The sequence below is a fragment of the Pseudomonas sp. Irchel s3a18 genome (assembly GCF_900187535.1).
Taxonomy (GTDB): Bacteria; Pseudomonadota; Gammaproteobacteria; order Pseudomonadales; family Pseudomonadaceae; genus Aquipseudomonas.
In genome coordinates this window covers 131,286-146,912 of the sequence record NZ_FYDV01000002.1, presented here as the reverse complement: position 1 = coordinate 146,912, position 15,627 = coordinate 131,286, and the positions used below count along the sequence as shown (strand labels likewise).

At 59.8% G+C, this 15,627-nt stretch carries 12 protein-coding genes and 4 tRNA genes; 10 read left to right on the top strand and 6 right to left on the bottom strand.

Annotation, left to right across the window (positions count from 1 at the left end):
- Positions 1 to 64 precede the first annotated feature (64 nt).
- Entirely contained in the window at positions 65 to 616 is a 552-nt protein-coding gene (locus CKW29_RS03780) for a glutathione peroxidase (RefSeq protein WP_095144013.1), read from the top strand.
- Positions 617 to 705: 89 nt separating this feature from the next.
- Here CKW29_RS03780 and CKW29_RS03775 read toward each other — a convergent pair whose 3' ends face one another.
- The 3 genes from CKW29_RS03775 to CKW29_RS03765 all read right to left on the bottom strand — a co-directional run bounded on the left by CKW29_RS03775 (position 706) and on the right by CKW29_RS03765 (position 3,108).
- Positions 706 to 1,977 (bottom strand): OmpP1/FadL family transporter, encoded by a 1,272-nt coding sequence (locus CKW29_RS03775; protein ID WP_095147965.1) that lies wholly within the window; start codon positions 1,975 to 1,977, stop codon positions 706 to 708.
- Between the two features lie 146 nt (positions 1,978 to 2,123).
- A complete protein-coding gene (locus tag CKW29_RS03770) occupies positions 2,124 to 2,606 on the bottom strand; it encodes a hypothetical protein (protein WP_095078389.1) in 483 nt (160 codons plus the stop codon).
- 277 nt (positions 2,607 to 2,883) lie between these two features.
- On the bottom strand, positions 2,884 to 3,108 hold the full coding sequence (locus CKW29_RS03765) for a hypothetical protein (protein ID WP_007898912.1): 225 nt from the start codon (positions 3,106 to 3,108) through the stop codon (positions 2,884 to 2,886).
- 985 nt (positions 3,109 to 4,093) lie between these two features.
- Between CKW29_RS03765 and CKW29_RS03755 the strand changes: the two genes are divergently transcribed.
- The gene (locus tag CKW29_RS03755; protein WP_095144073.1) at positions 4,094 to 4,417 is read left to right on the top strand and encodes a sel1 repeat family protein; all 324 of its coding nucleotides are present in this window, start codon (positions 4,094 to 4,096) and stop codon (positions 4,415 to 4,417) included.
- Between the two features lie 175 nt (positions 4,418 to 4,592).
- A complete protein-coding gene (gene rmuC / locus CKW29_RS03750) occupies positions 4,593 to 5,957 on the top strand; it encodes a DNA recombination protein RmuC (RefSeq protein WP_176465282.1) in 1,365 nt (454 codons plus the stop codon).
- A 70-nt stretch (positions 5,958 to 6,027) separates the two neighbouring features.
- On the opposite strand, the gene CKW29_RS03745 is transcribed toward rmuC, so the two are convergent.
- Complete coding sequence (locus CKW29_RS03745) at positions 6,028 to 9,498, bottom strand: PAS domain-containing hybrid sensor histidine kinase/response regulator (protein WP_095147963.1); 3,471 nt, start codon at positions 9,496 to 9,498, stop codon at positions 6,028 to 6,030.
- Between the two features lie 234 nt (positions 9,499 to 9,732).
- Here CKW29_RS03745 and CKW29_RS03740 point away from each other — a divergent pair, with 234 nt between their 5' ends.
- From CKW29_RS03740 to CKW29_RS03730, 3 genes are all read left to right on the top strand, one after another.
- Positions 9,733 to 10,044 (top strand): cupin domain-containing protein, encoded by a 312-nt coding sequence (locus CKW29_RS03740; protein ID WP_095144009.1) that lies wholly within the window; start codon positions 9,733 to 9,735, stop codon positions 10,042 to 10,044.
- A gap of 106 nt (positions 10,045 to 10,150) precedes the next feature.
- A complete protein-coding gene (locus CKW29_RS03735; protein WP_095144008.1) occupies positions 10,151 to 11,302 on the top strand; it encodes a TDT family transporter in 1,152 nt (383 codons plus the stop codon).
- An 84-nt stretch (positions 11,303 to 11,386) separates the two neighbouring features.
- A complete protein-coding gene (locus CKW29_RS03730; RefSeq protein WP_095147962.1) occupies positions 11,387 to 13,261 on the top strand; it encodes an MFS transporter in 1,875 nt (624 codons plus the stop codon).
- 48 nt (positions 13,262 to 13,309) lie between these two features.
- Here the strand turns inward: CKW29_RS03730 and sugE are convergent, their stop codons facing one another.
- Both sugE and rdgC read right to left on the bottom strand, forming a co-directional pair.
- Complete coding sequence (gene sugE, locus CKW29_RS03725) at positions 13,310 to 13,627, bottom strand: quaternary ammonium compound efflux SMR transporter SugE (protein ID WP_095078382.1); 318 nt, start codon at positions 13,625 to 13,627, stop codon at positions 13,310 to 13,312.
- A gap of 202 nt (positions 13,628 to 13,829) precedes the next feature.
- On the bottom strand, positions 13,830 to 14,750 hold the full coding sequence (gene rdgC, locus CKW29_RS03720) for a recombination-associated protein RdgC (protein ID WP_095147961.1): 921 nt from the start codon (positions 14,748 to 14,750) through the stop codon (positions 13,830 to 13,832).
- Positions 14,751 to 14,909: 159 nt separating this feature from the next.
- Between rdgC and CKW29_RS03715 the strand changes: the two genes are divergently transcribed.
- From CKW29_RS03715 to CKW29_RS03700, 4 genes are all read left to right on the top strand, one after another.
- A tRNA-Val gene (locus CKW29_RS03715) sits at positions 14,910 to 14,985 on the top strand.
- A 19-nt stretch (positions 14,986 to 15,004) separates the two neighbouring features.
- Positions 15,005 to 15,081, top strand: a tRNA-Asp gene (locus CKW29_RS03710).
- 187 nt (positions 15,082 to 15,268) lie between these two features.
- Positions 15,269 to 15,344, top strand: a tRNA-Val gene (locus tag CKW29_RS03705).
- 19 nt (positions 15,345 to 15,363) lie between these two features.
- Positions 15,364 to 15,440 (top strand) — tRNA-Asp (locus CKW29_RS03700).
- The last annotated feature ends 187 nt before the right edge of the window (positions 15,441 to 15,627 follow it).

Here is a 15,627-nt window from a genome sequence, read left to right as displayed (position 1 = left end):
CCTTGCTACGGGCGGGGGTGGGCGAGTACCGTCGCCCCCTGACGATTTCTTGAGGTTGCTCGATATGCCACTGCGCTGGCTGGCTGTTCCCGCTCTTGTTCTGGCCGTGGCAGGTTCGGCACTGGCGGCCGAGTGTCCGCCGTTGTATTCGGGGTCGTTGACCCGGTTGCATGCCAAAGACTCCATCGACCTGTGCCAGCGCTTTGCGGGTAAACCGCTGGTGGTGGTCAACACGGCCAGCTTCTGTGGTTTCGCCCCTCAGTTCAAAGGCCTTGAGGCGCTGTACCAGCGTTACAAGGGGCAAGGGCTGGAGATGCTCGGCGTTCCGTCCAATGACTTCAGGCAAGAGTCCGGGGACGGCGCCGAGACAGCCAAGGTCTGCTACGTGAACTACGGCGTGACGTTCACCATGACCGAGGTGCAGAAAGTCCGTGGCCCCGACGCTGTGCATCTGTTCAAGATCCTGACCGAGCAAAGCAGTTCGCCGAAGTGGAATTTCTACAAGTATGTGGTCGATCGCCAGGGCAAGGTGATCGCGAACTTCTCCAGCCTGACCAAGCCCGATAACCCCGAATTCATCCAGGCCATAGAGCAGGCGCTGGCTTCCAAACCCTGATCGGCGTCCACTAAAAAGCCCCGCCTCTGTGCCAGAGAGCGGGGCTTTTTTGCGATTCAAGCGAGCGAGCCCTTCAGGCTCGCCGTGAATCAGAAGCGGTAGGTCGCGCCGACACCGAAGCCGTTCGCCCAGTTTTCATACTTGGCGTTGTAGCTTTGGCCACGGTCGTTGCTGTTGTTGACCTTGACCGCTTCTTCCTTGAGGTAGGAATAGGCCAGGTCGATGGTCAGGTCATCGGTCGGGCTCCAGCCAGCGCCCAGGCTGAAGATCTTGCGGTCGCCCGTCGGGATGCGCGGGGAGCGATCCACGTTGTTGGTCGGTGCCTGGTCAAACGACAGGCCGGTACGCAGGACCCACTGCTTGTTCAGCTGGTACGAAGCACCGATGGCGTGAGCCCAGGTGTCGTGCCAGTTCTGTTCTTCGGTGATTTCGCCGAATTGTCCGCCCAGTACGCCTGGAACGCCTTTGTTCTCGACGGTGATTTCTTTCAGGCGGCTCCAGCGGGTCCAGGTGCTGCCTGCGTACAGGGTCCACTGGTCGTCCAGCTCGTGAGTCACCGAGAAGTCCACCGATTCAGGCGTGGTCAGGTCCAGGGTCGCGTCGTACTTCTGGTCCTTGCTCTGGCCTGCCAGCGGCAGCAAGCCGTAGTTGATCTTGGTGTTGCCCTCGAGCTTGTACTTCACTTTCGAGTGGTAGGTCAGGCCGACACGGGTGCTGTCGGTCAGTTGTGCCAGGACACCGATGTTGTAGCCCAGCGCGGTGTCGTCGCCCTTGATGCGCACGTGACCGTCAGGCGCAGCCTGGGTAATCGACAGGTCGGACTCCAGGGTCCCTTCGATACGGTTGATGGTTGGACCAAAACCGATGGAAACCTTGTCGTTGAACGCGTAGGAAACGGTTGGCTGCAGGGTGACGACTTTTACATCACTCTTGCTGCCGAAGTATTTACCGGCAAAACCGTTCTCGTAGTCGGTGACCAGGCCAAACGGGGCATACATGCCGACGCCGACGGCCCATTGGTCATCGATTGGCTTGACGTAGTAGCCCATTGGCACGGCGATGAACGGAACCATGTCGCCTTGGTTGGTGCCGCCATTGGGGCTGGAGGTGGCATGGTTGATATCGGTGTGAGCGTCGAGCATGGCGACACCGCCGGTGACTTGTTCGCGCTTGAGGCGCGACATGCCGGCAGGGTTACCGAAAATGGTGCTTGCATCATCTGCGATAGAAGAACGCCCGGCGAATCCAGTACCCATCCCACTGATGCTTTGCTCGTTGATGGCGAAGCCAGCTGCGAAGATCTGCGTGGATGCCATGGTAACGGCTAGGCCAAGTGTGGTTTTGAGCATTACTTTTTTCATTATTAGAACTCCCGGTGATCACCGGGGCGGAAATTACCAACATTTTTGCTTCAGCGCCATAGGCTGTATGCCTTGAGATAGAGCGGTTTTGTAGGACAATCCGACCAGAATCGCGGCTTTTTTTACGATCTTGCAGTTTTGGCTGCTCAGCAGGCGATCTGATTCACGGGTGATACACAGGCTTGCCAGGCGCAGGTGAAATCGCGCAGGCGTCCTTGAGGCTGGAAGGTCTGGCGCCAGATTCGCGCCATACCCAGCAGATCATCTGCTTCGGGGAGGGGGGTGTTTTGTTCTTCTATCAGTAACCAGGCGATGGCGGTGGCGTAGCGCAGGTTGACGGTCAGTTCCAGGTGCGGGCCGCTGAGAAAGGCGTGCTGGCTGGCGAGGCCACGCACCAGGCTGGCGCGATCCGGGTCCCGCGCCAGGTAGTGATCCCAGAGTGCCTGGTGACGAAGCTCGGCAATCCGGTACAGGCCGTGTCCACGGCGGTCATGCAGGGCGGAACCCAGGGCGGATTGACTGGCGGCGACCCCCAGTAGCAAGGCTTCAGCTGTCGTGCTGTGGCGCCCCAGATAAATGAGCGTGGGGCGGATCACAAAGCGGCACAGTTCGCTGGCGGCGATACCCATAAAACCCTCGAATGTGAAATGGGCGGCGATACCTGAATGGGTGGGCTTGGCAGCAGTGGGTTGACTCAGGCTCGCCGGAAGCGGATCAGGCCGCTTGAGTTGAAGTCTAGTGTCAATTTCGCGCTGTAAAGGACTGTTTTTAAAATATTTACGGCTTCCAGTTATAAACCTTATACCGGTTGGTACTTAAACCGGAACCGCAGCTGGAGAAACATCGGGCAATAAAAAGCCCTGCATTTTCAGCAGGGCTTTCAGGGTTTTCAGCCTTTCTGGCGTTTCAGGCAACCAGTGCCTGACGGGTACGCTCGATCACGGCCTGCAGCGGCTCGGCGCTGGAGTACTGGTCGGGGTACAGGCGTTCGCTGTGACGAGCGATGCCGTGTTCGTTGACCAGGGTGAAGCTGAAGCAGCCTTTGCGAGCGGCCATGATCAGGCAGTTCATTGGTGCGAAGGCGTTGGTTAGGGTGCGAATGGCATCCTGAGTGTGGATTTGAGTAGACATAGTTATTAGGTGTTCCTACAAATGACACGGATAAGAACCGTGCAACGTTAAAACGTTCCAGTAACGTCGATCACCATTGATCGAACGAAGAACCCGACTGGAACAAAGCAGCCAGTTGAAGCGCTATGATTTTTGCGCGCTTGGGCCGGCAGGTAGGTACTTAGGAGGGCAGGCAACACATCAAGGGCAAAGGTTCTGGGCCCGGGGTGAAGATCCTGATCAATTTGCAGGTTGGTTCGGTCAGAGTAAGTGAGCTTCGCAACACCCTTTGCATTCGATTCAAAGGCCGTGTTGCCGCGAGCATTACCTGGAAACCATCGAGGTGGTCGATCCCGTGGTGTCGGTAGAGGCTTCTCTTTAGGGAAGGTATACCGCGGGTGTCGTTCGACCAGAATTGACTTTCAGCTTGGTACTAACGCCGGGGATACTAACGGATTGAATTGTGGAATGGAAGTGTGTTAGGCAAAAAACATTTGGTTACAGGTCCTGGGGTCTTCGGTAGCCGGCGGTCAATCGGCGCCACGGCGGGACAGCACACAATTGTGACAACAAATGCGGGGAGGTAACGGCTTCAAGCGAGGGTTGAACGGCGGACAGTCGCTCCGGGTGTTACGGATTGGCTGTCATCCGCACGAAAAAAGTGCGCCGATATAACCGCCTCATCGGGACTTGTGCACATTAGTTGCGCAGGCTGTCACCGCTCTGTCATTTCACCCTCAAGCACAGTGGGTGCCTGTAGTGAAAGTTTAAGTCAATGAAAAACATCGCTTTTTTTTACTGGTGAAAAAAGCGTCAGTTTGAACGCAGGCCCCATTCCACAAGGCTTCTGGCGAGTTCGGGGCGGGTTGTCCACTGAGTTATCCACAGCTTCTGTGGATTGTCCCGAGCGCTTGCTCTAGGACGGGCGTGCAGGGTTTTTTTCGGCTTTACCTGTACGAAAAAAGGAGTAAAGTTGCGCGCCTTCCGGTCTGCCCCACAGTGCTTTATGAAGTTTCGCTCAGTATCAACCTCTGTTACCGACGTACCCTCAAGTGTTACCCCGCCCAAGCGCTTTACGATGCGTGTGGCCGAATGGTTGCTCGACAGTCCGCGCCTGGGGGAAAACCCGAACGTCAAGCATCTTGCCGGCCACTTGCTCAAGGCGCCGGCCCGTGAAGGTGTGGTGGCGGCGCAAAGTCGCCTGGGCCAGTTGATGTGCCGCGAGTGCGGCAATGCCCGGGACCGCCGCATAGGCCAGGACCTGCTGCGCCAGGCCGCTCGGGCCGGGGACCGGCGTGCCCAGCGCGAATTGGGTCAGATCGAAGACTGAGCTGTCCAAGCCTCGATGGCTTGGTTAACCTTCGGGCTTTAATTCTTCGGCAGGAGTCGTCATGGCGGTGGACTTGACCAGTGTGTTGCTGGGGCTGGCGGGCGCTGCATTGCCATTGCTGGTATTGGCGTGGCAGCTGCAACGACGCTTGGGTTTGGCACAGTCCGGGTTTTCACTGCTGCAAGAGCGCCTGAGCACTGCGCAGATGGCGCAGGACGGCCTTAATGCACAGCTCGATGCCTGCCGCGACGAGATCAGTGACCTGGGGCAGGCCAACGCCGCCAAGCAAGCTGACCTGGCTGCCGTGCGCCGCGAGGTCGAGTTGTTGCAGATCGAGCGTGACAATGCCCGTGACGCGGCCCATGCCTGGAACCTCGAGCGCAGCAGCAAGGAAACCGAATTGCGACGCCTGGACGCCCAGGCCGCCTCGCTCCATGCCGAGTTGCGCGAGCAGCAAGAAAGCCATCAACAGCGCCTGAACGATCTGCAGGGCTCACGGGACGAACTGCGCGCGCAGTTTGCCGAACTGGCCGGGAAAATCTTCGATGAACGCGAGCAGCGCTTTGCCGAAACCAGCCAGCAGCGCTTGGGGCAGTTGCTCGATCCGTTGAAAGAACGCATTCAATCCTTTGAAAAGCGCGTCGAGGAAAGCTATCAGGCCGAAGCCCGCGAGCGCTTCTCGCTGGCCAAGGAGTTGGAGCGCTTGCAGCAACTGAACCTGCGGTTGAGCGATGAAGCGACCAACCTGACGCGCGCGCTCAAAGGTCAGAAAACCCAAGGTAACTGGGGCGAGCTGATTCTTGAGCGAGTGCTGGAGCACGCGGGTCTCGAGAAGGGCCGTGAGTACCAGACGCAAGTCAGCCTCAAGGGGCCGGATGGCGAGCGCTTCCAGCCGGACGTGCTGATTTACCTGCCCGGCGACAAGCAGGTGGTGGTCGACTCCAAGGTCAGCCTCACGGCCTATCAGCAGTATGTCGCCGCTGACGACACGGCGGTGGGCCAGGCCGCACTCAAACAGCACGTGCAGTCGCTGCGCAACCACGTCAAAGGCCTGTCCGACAAGGACTATAAGCGTCTGGACGGTCTGCACAGCCTCGATTTCGTGTTGCTCTTCGTACCCATTGAGGCCGCCTTTTCGGCAGCCTTGCAGGCCGAGCCGAACCTGTTCCAGGAAGCTTTCGATCGACACATCGTGATTGTCAGCCCAACCACGTTGCTGGCCACCTTGCGCGTCATCGACAGCTTGTGGAAGCAGGAGCGGCAGAGCCAGAACGCGCGGGAAATCGCCGAGCGTGCAGGGTGGCTGTACGACAAGTTTGTGCTGTTTATTCAGGATCTGGACGAGGTCGGCAATCGCTTGCAGCAACTGGATAAAGCCTACAGTGCCGCGCGCAACAAACTGACCGAAGGCCGTGGCAACCTGGTCAGCCGCAGCGAGCAGCTCAAGCTGTTGGGCGCCCGGGCCAGCAAGAGCCTGCCGGCGGATTTGCTGGAGCGGGCGATGACCGATGTGGATGGCCTGGCCGAATTGCCCGAGTAGTCGGGTTTCCCTGTGACGAGGGAGCAAGCTCCCTCGCCACGGGTTATCTGTCCTTTCCCAGAAGTGTCGACTACAACGGCAAATGCCGACTCAACAAGGCGCGCAGCGCCGCCGGTTTCACCGGTTTGGCCAGGTAGTCCAGGCCTGCCGCGTGCACCTGGGCAATCATCTCCGGTCGGCCATCGGCACTGATCACCACGCCCGGTACCGGCTCGGCCAGTTGGGTACGTAGCCAGGCCATCAGCTCGGTGCCGGTCTCACCCTCGTCCAGGTGGTAATCCACCAGCGCCAGTTGCGGGCGCATGCCGTCGTTGAGCAGGGCGGCACATTCCTCACGATTGCGCGCGGTGTACACCTGGCAACCCCAACGCGAGAGCAGGCTGTTCATGCCGATCAGAATGCTGTCCTCGTTGTCGATGCACAGTACCTGTGCCCCGGTCGGCAACTGGCCGTTGAGTTCCGCCACTTTACCGGGCGCACTGGCTTGAGCGCGGGCCAGCGGTACGCTGACACTGAACACGCTGCCTTTGCCGGACCAGGAGCGCACGTGCAGTCGATGGCCCAGCACCCGGCATAAACCGTCGGCAATCGCCAGGCCCAGGCCCAGGCCTTTTTCGGCTCGGGTCTGGTGGCTGTCGAGGCGCTTGAACTCTTCGAAGATGACTTGGCGCTTGTCTTCCGGAATGCCCGGGCCCCGGTCCCAGACTTCCAGGCGCAGCTGCTCGCCTTGGCGGCGCACGCCCAGCAGCACGGGGCCTTTGGCGTAGCGGAAGGCGTTGGTCAGGAAATTCTGCAGCACACGGCGCAGCAACTTGATGTCACTGTCGACCCGCAGGTGGCTGCCGCGCAGGCGGAATTCCAGGCCCTGGTCGCGGGCCAATGCCTTGAACTCGGCACCCAGGGTATCGAACAGCTCGTTGAGCATGAACGGTTTGCGGTCCGGGTTGATCTTGCCGTTCTCCAGGCGCGAAATGTCGAGCAGGTCACTGATCAGGTCCTCGGCCGAGCGCAGCGAGCTGTCCAGATGCTGCACCAACTGCTGGGTCTCGGGCGACAGCTCTTCATCGCGGTGGGAGAGGGCGGCAGAGAACAGGCGCGCCGCATTCAGTGGTTGCATCAGGTCGTGGCTGACCGCTGCGAGAAAGCGGGTCTTGGATTGGTTGGCCAGTTCGGCGGTGCCCTTGGCTTCGGTCAGGGCGACATTGAGTTGCGACAATTCATGGGTGCGTTCGGTGACTCGCTGCTCCAGCCCTTCGTTGGCTTCGGTCAGCGCCTGTTCGGCTTCGCGGAACGCGGTAATGTCGGTGAAACTCATGACAAAGCCGCCACCTGGCATCGGGTTGCCGATCAATTCGATCACCCGGCCATTGGGGAACAGGCGCTCGGAGGTGTGGGCGCGGCCCTGGCGCATCCAGTGCAGGCGTCGGGCGACGTGGACTTCCGCTTCGCCGGGGCCGCACAGGCCGCGTTCGGCATTGTGGCGAATAATGTCGGCAATCGGCCGGCCGACGCTGATCAGGCCGTCCGGGTAGTTGAAGAGTTCGAGGTAGCGACGGTTCCAGGCCACCAGCTTGAGCGACTGGTCGACCACGCTGATGCCTTGGGTAATGTTCTCGATCGCGCCTTGCAGCAGTGCGCGGTTGAACTGCAGCACTTCGGAGGCTTCGTCGGCAATTCGCACCACGTCCTCGAGCTGCATTTCCCGGCCTTCGATGGCGGCCTTTACCACGGCCCGGGTCGAAGAGGCACCCAGTACACCGGCCAGCAGGCGTTCGGTGTGGGCAATCCATTCGCCATCGGCGTTCAAGTTCGGATTGAAGCCCTTGCCCTGGCGGTAAGCGAAGCGGATGAAGCTTTGCCGCGCGCGTTCCTCGCCGACAAAGCGCGCCGCCAGTTGCAGCAGGTCGTTGATCTGTACCGCCAGCATCGAGCGGGCGCTGGGGCGTGCGCTGATCTCTTGGCCGATGAAGCGGCCGGCCTGCCAGTGTTCCGAGACCCGGGTGCGCGACAGTACCGAGACCCAGGCAAACAGGGTGAAGTTACCGGCCAGCGACAGCACCACCCCTTGGGTCAGTGGGGTAATCGGCAGGTTCAGCGGGTTGCTGTGCAGCCAGCCGAGCCCTGGGAAACTGTTCAGCGACCAGCCCATGCTGTGGGCGGCAATCGGCAGGATCAGCGTGTAGAACCAGAGGAAGGTCCCGGCGGCGAGACCGGCAAACACCCCGCGGCGGTTGGCCTGTTTCCAGTACAGTGCGCCGAGCATGGCCGGCGCCAGTTGAGTGACCGCGGCAAAGGCGATCTGCCCGATGGTGGCCAGGCTGGCCGTCGAACCGAGCAGGCGATAGGCCACATAGGCCAGCAGCAGGATCACCACGATGCTGACGCGGCGTACCGACAGCATCCAGTGACGGAACACTTCGAACGGCCGCTCGGCATTCTTGCGGCGCAGCAGCCATGGCAACAGCATGTCGTTGGAGACCATGGTCGACAAGGCCACGCTGGCCACGATCACCATGCCGGTGGCGGCTGACGCGCCGCCGATGAATGCCAGCAGCGCCAATGCCGGATGGGACTGGGCCAGCGGCAGGCTGATCACGAAGGAGTCAGGCAGCACCGAGCTGGGCAACATCATCTGCCCGGCCAGGGCGATTGGCACCACGAACAGGGCGGCCAGCGCCAGATAGGCCGGGAACACCCATTTCGCCAGGCGCAGGTCCTGGGGGTCGATGTTCTCCACCACCGTGACATGGAACTGCCGGGGCAGGCAGATAATGGCCATCATCGCGACGCCGGTCTGTACCACCATCGAGGGCCAGTTGATGGTTTCTTTCCAGTATTGCTCCAGGCGAGGGGCGAGCATGGCTTGGTCGAACAGGTCGTCGAAACCGTCGTACAGGCCGTAAGTAACGAACGCTCCCACCGCCAGGAAAGCGAACAGCTTGACCAGCGATTCGAAGGCAATCGCCAGCACCATGCCTCGGTGGTGTTCGGTGGCATCGAGGTTGCGGGTTCCGAATACGATGGTGAACAACGCCAGAATCAACGACACGATCAGCGCCGTGTCCTGGGCGCGGGTGCCCATGGCATCGGCCCCCGCACCGATCAGCAGGTTGACCCCCAGCACAATGCCCTTGAGCTGCAAGGCGATATAGGGCAACACGCCGACCAGGCAGATCAGGGCCACCACCACCGCCAGTGACTGGGATTTGCCATAGCGCGCGGCAATGAAGTCGGCAATCGAGGTGATGTTTTCCTGCTTGCTGATCATCACCATTTTTTGCAGGACCCACGGCGCGCCAAGCAGCAGCAGGATCGGCCCCAGGTAGATCGGCAAAAATGACCAGAGTTGTTCGGCGGCCTGACCCACCGCGCCAAAGAAGGTCCAGCTGGTGCAATAGACGGCCAGCGACAGGCTGTACACCCAGGCACGCATTCGCGGCGGCAGTGGCGTACTGCGGCGGTCGCCATAGAAGGCGATGGCGAACATGATGGCCATATAGGCCAGGGCGACGGCGGCAATCAGCCCGCTGGACAGCGACATGGGAACTCCCGGCAAAAGACACACGGGACTCCAGCCCGTTCGGACAGTCTCGCACGATGCACAGGCTTCGTCAGTGTCGACCATGGTCTCAGCGTGGCGGGGTGTCGCAGCTGGATATCGGCAACGTGGGTGCCGGTGCTGAAGGCACCTTCGCCAGCCACGACAGTGGGGATTGAGTTAGCCTTGGCAGCTGACGTTTGACCGCCCCTGATTAATCGAAGGAACGCCCCCGCCATGAAGATCATCCGCAGCCAGTCCTTCACCGGCGACCGCCCTTGGGCGGCGCTGGATATCGCCAATATGAACGGCATCACCACCCGTTTGCACTGGACCGATCAGCCCTATATCTGGCACGTCAACGACGGCCAGGAAGTGTTTGTCGTGCTCGATGGACAAGTACAGATGCGCTATCGGGAAAACGGTGTCGAGCGGTCCACGATGCTGGAGGTCGGCGATATCTTCTATGCAGCGGCGGGCACCGAGCACGTTGCCCATCCGCAAGGGCCGGCCCGGGTCCTGGTGATAGAGGCGGAGGGCAGTGTCTAGGCTCTATATCTGCAAAACAGATAACAGTTAGAGATATTACCCGTTATATAGATATTCGATTCAGTTCTACCATGGGCTCAACCTCACCCGAGGACAGGAGTTCATCATGCAATGCCCTAACAGCAGCCAAACCCTCGTTCGACCCTTGAGTCATTTGCACCATCCGCTGGAAGCCATTCGCCAGTTCACCCCGAACTGGTTTGCCGCCACCATGGGCACCGGGGTGCTGGCGTTAGCACTCGCCCAGCTGCCAGTCTCGATCCCCGGCCTGCATGCCTTCGCCGAAGGCTTGTGGATGTTCAATATCTTCCTGTTCCTGCTGTTCAGTGGTCTGTATGCAGCGCGCTGGGTATTGTTCTTCGACGAGGCGCGGAGGATTTTCGGGCATTCCACCGTGTCGATGTTTTTCGGCACCATTCCCATGGGACTGGCGACCATCATCAACGGCATGCTGGTGTTTGGTTTGCCCCGCTGGGGGCAGGGTGTGGTGCCGGTGGCCGAGGTGTTGTGGTGGCTGGACGTTGCGATGTCGCTGGCCTGCGGCATCCTGATCCCGTACATGATGTTCACCCGCCAGGAGCACAGCATCGACCAGATGACGGCCGTATGGCTGTTGCCGGTAGTGGCGGCAGAAGTCGCGGCAGCCAGTGGCGGGCTACTTGCACCGCACCTGGCCGACGCTCATGGGCAGCTGGTGATGTTGACCACCAGCTATGTGTTGTGGGCGTTCTCGCTGCCGGTGGCGTTCAGTGTGCTGACGATCCTCGTATTGCGCATGGCCCTGCACAAGTTGCCCCACGAGAGCATGGCGGCATCGAGCTGGCTGGCGCTGGGGCCGATTGGTACCGGGGCACTGGGCATGTTGCTGCTGGGCGGTGACGCGCCGGCGATCTTCGCCGCCAATGGCTTGCCGGGGATCGGTGAAGTGGCCGCCGGGTTGGGCCTGATCGCCGGGATCACGCTGTGGGGCTTTGGCCTGTGGTGGATGCTCATGGCCGTGTTGATCACCCTGCGTTACCTGCGTGAAGGCATCCCTTTCAACCTCGGCTGGTGGGGTTTTACCTTCCCGCTGGGGGTTTACTCGCTGGCGACGCTGAAACTGGCGAGCACGCTGAACCTGAGCTTCTTCAGTATTTTTGGCAGCGTATTGGTCATCGCATTGGCAATTATGTGGTTGATCGTTTCCCGGCGCACGCTGCAGGGCGCCTGGCGTGGTGAGTTGTTTGTCTCGCCGTGCATTGCCGGTTTGAAGAAATAGTTCGCAAAGTTTAGCTATGGTTGTGGCCTGGATCGCTGTGTGACATTCCTATAAGAGCATCCAGGCCACTCGGGAACATGGAAGATGAGTCACCCCTCGCAGTTCACCTTGCTTCGCAAGCGGCGGTTCCTGCCGTTTTTTGTCACCCAATCGCTGGGTGCGTTCAACGACAACCTCTTCAAGCAGTCGTTGATTCTCGCCATTCTGTACAAGCTGACCCTTGAGGGTGATCGTTCGATCTGGGTCAACCTCTGTGCGTTACTGTTCATCCTGCCGTTCTTTCTGTTCTCGGCGCTGGCTGGCCAGTTCGGTGAAAAGTTCGCCAAGGACGCGTTGATCCGCCTGATCAAGCTCGGTGAAATCGCCATCATGGCGGTCGGTGCCGTGGGTTTCCTGTTCGATCATCTATGGATGATGCTGTTGGCATTGTTCGCGATGGGCACTCACTCGGCGCTGTTCGGTCCGGTGAAGTACTCGATCCTGCCCCAGGCATTGCGTGAAGAAGAACTGGTCGGCGGTAACGGCCTGGTGGAAATGGGCACCTTCCTGGCCATTCTGGCCGGGACCATTGGCGCCGGGATCATGATGTCGGCCAGTGACTACGCGCCCATCGTCTCGACGGCGATCATCGGTGTCGCCGTGCTGGGTTACCTGGCCAGTCGCGGCATCCCTCGTGCGGCGGCGTCCAGCCCGGAACTGCGGCTGGACTGGAATATCTTCCGGCAGTCCTGGGCGACCTTGCGCCTGGGACTGGGGCAGACGCCGGCGGTGTCACGCTCGATTGTCGGCAACTCGTGGTTCTGGTTTGTCGGGGCGATTTACCTGACGCAAATCCCGGCCTACGCCAAAGAGTGGATGCACGGCGACGAGACGGTGGTAACGCTGATTCTCACGGTGTTCTCGGTCGGTATCGCGCTGGGTTCGATGCTCTGCGAGAAGCTCTCCGGGCGCAAAGTGGAGATTGGCCTGGTGCCGTTTGGCTCCTTTGGCCTGACCGTATTCGGCTTGTTGCTGTGGTGGCACTCCGGCGGTATTGCGCCCAGCGAGCAAGGCCATGGCTGGGTCGAAGTGCTCGGCTTCGGTCATGCCTGGTGGGTGCTGCTGGATATTCTCGGCCTGGGCGTATTCGGCGGCTTCTACATCGTGCCGCTGTATGCGTTGATCCAGTCGCGCACCGCGGAGCATGAGCGGGCGCGGGTGATCGCAGCCAACAACATCCTCAACGCGCTGTTCATGGTGGTTTCGGCGATCGTCTCGATGGTGTTGCTCAGCCTCGCTGAGCTGTCCATTCCTCAGCTGTTCCTGGTGGTGTCACTGCTCAACATCGGCGTGAATGCCTACATCTTCAAAATCGTCCCTGAATTCAGCATGCGCTTCATGATCTGGCTGCTCAGCCATTCCATGTACCGCGTGCAGCACCGCAATCTCGAGCTGATTCCCGATGAGGGGGCGGCGTTGCTGGTGTGCAATCACGTGTCGTTCGTCGACGCCTTGTTGATTGGGGGGGCAGTGCGTCGGCCGATTCGCTTTGTGATGTATTACAAGATCTACAACCTGCCGGTGCTGAACTTCATCTTCCGTACCGCCGGGACGATTCCGATTGCCGGGCGTCAGGAAGATATCCAGATCTACGAAAGTGCCTTCAAGCGCATTGCCCAGTACCTCAAAGACGGCGAGTTGGTGTGCATCTTCCCGGAAGGCAAGCTGACCGCCGATGGCGAGATCAATGAGTTCAAGGGCGGGTTGACGCGGATTCTGGAAGAGACACCGGTGCCGGTGATTCCATTGGCCCTGCAGGGGCTGTGGGGCAGTTTCTTCAGTCGCGATCCGGACAAGGGCTTTTTCCACCGTTTGTGGTCGCGGGTAACCCTGGTCGCCGGTCCGCCGATGGCGGCGCAAGTGGCGCAACCGGCACAGTTGCAAGCGGCGGTGGGGGAGCTGCGGGGAGCGGTTCGCTGAAGGATGCCGGATAAAAAAACGCCCGCAATCCGCGGGCGTTTTTGTGTGTCAGGCGGCGCTGACTTTCAAGCCGACCAATCCGGCAATGATCAGCGCGACGCTGGCTAGGCGGAACAATGCCATGGACTCACCGAACAGGATGATCCCGGCGATCACCGTGCCTATGGCGCCGACACCGGTCCAGATCGCATAGGCCGTTCCCAGCGGCAATTCCTTCATCGCCAGGCCCAGTAGACCAAGGCTGATAGCCATGGCGATAACGGTCAGGGCGGTGGGAAGAGGGCGCGTGAAGCCGTCGGTGTACTTCAGGCCAACGGCCCAGCCGACTTCAAACAGGCCAGCGAAAAACAGAATGATCCAGGACATGGAAACCTCCATCGATTGATGGGGCCGTCCCCAGATTAATGACTCGATCGAGCCGCGAGGTCGTCCTCGCGATGCGCAGTATAGTGCCCATTATTAACCAGGGGATCAAGTTACGCGCACGATCTGTCGCCGGTTATGTGCAAACGCCACCGAAGCGGTGGCGTTTGCACGGGGCCTGTCAGGCTTCGTCTGTATCGACGACTCAGATGCCTTGCGGCGTCTCTTCACCGCCCAGTGCTTCAACCAGCGCCGGGAGGAAATCGCCGAAAGTCAGCATCATCAGGGTGAAGCTGGCATCCAGTTGGCCAAGGGCCTCATCGCCGCCGTCCTGTTCCGCCTGGTCCTGCAACAGGTCTTCGAATTTCAGGCGCTTGACCACCATCTTGTCGTCGAGGACGAAAGACAGCTTGTCCTGCCAGGCCAAAGACAACTGAGTCACCACTTTGCCAGTGCTCAGGTGCAACTGGATTTCTTCGCTGGTCAGGTCCTGACGCTTGCAGCGCACGATGCCGCCGTCTTCGTGGGTGTCGCGCAGTTCGCACTCGTCCAGCACGAAGAAGTCGTCCGCAGCTTTCTGGGTGGTGACCCACTCTGTCATGGTCGCGGTCGGGGACATCTTCACGGTCAGTGGGCGCACGGGCAGCGTGCCGATCACTTCGCGCAGGGTGGAGAGCAGGTCTTCGGCACGTTTCGGGCTGGCCGAGTTGACCAGGATCAGGCCCTGTTTCGGCGCAATGGCCGCAAAGGTCGAGGAACGGCGGATAAAGGCGCGCGGCAGGAAGGCCTGGATGATTTCATCCTTGATCTGATCACGCTCCTTTTTATAGACCTTGCGCATTTGCTCGGCTTCGATCTCTTCGACCTTTTCCTTCACAGCGTCACGTACGACGCTGCCTGGCAGAATGCGTTCTTCCTTACGTGCGGCAATCAGCAGGAAATCGCCGCTGACATGCACCAGTGGGGCATCTTCGCCTTTGCCGAATGGCGCGACGAAACCGTAGGTGGTCAACTCCTGGCTTGCACATGGACGCGCCAGTTTGGTGGCCAGTGCAGTTTCCAACGCCTCAGCATCAAAAGGCAGATCTTGGGTCAGGCGATAGATAAGCAGGTTTTTGAACCACATGGGGTGAGTCTCTCCTTTATACAAAGGGGGGCATTATTCTCCGCGCGGCGTCATAGGCCAACCCTTCGCTAAGCCTTTGGAAGGCCTGAGAAAATTATTTAAAAAAGTACTTGCCAGAGGTGGGACTGCTCCGTAGAATGCGCGCCACACCGAAGCGAAGGGTGATTAGCTCAGCTGGGAGAGCGTCTGCCTTACAAGCAGAATGTCGGCGGTTCGATCCCGTCATCACCCACCATTCGTTTTAAGTGTTACGCGCAGCGGTAGTTCAGTCGGTTAGAATACCGGCCTGTCACGCCGGGGGTCGCGGGTTCGAGTCCCGTCCGCTGCGCCATATTCGGTAACCTGGAACGCTGAACGCCAGGTCACCACGGAAAAGCCCGCTCACGCGGGTTTTTTTCTGTCTGTTGTTCCTGCAGGATGCATCGTTTCACCGGTTTTCAGATTTTTTGAAAAATATTTCAATTAAATCAACACTTTATGAAAACCTGTGGCATAATGTGCCCCGCAACGAAGGTAAAGGGTGATTAGCTCAGCTGGGAGAGCGTCTGCCTTACAAGCAGAATGTCGGCGGTTCGATCCCGTCATCACCCACCATTTACTTTCAACGCTACGCGCAGCGGTAGTTCAGTCGGTTAGAATACCGGCCTGTCACGCCGGGGGTCGCGGGTTCGAGTCCCGTCCGCTGCGCCATATTCGGTAACCTGGAACACTGAACGCCAGGTCACCACAGAAAGCCCGCTCAATGCGGGCTTTCTGCTGTCTGGGGTTTGCTTAATGCAAGCGCTTGCCGCCTGTCGAGTCCCCCGCAACGGCCTGTTTCCTGCCTTCCCCCCAATCCCTGCACATGCCTGGTCATTCGATTATCCGGCATGCACGC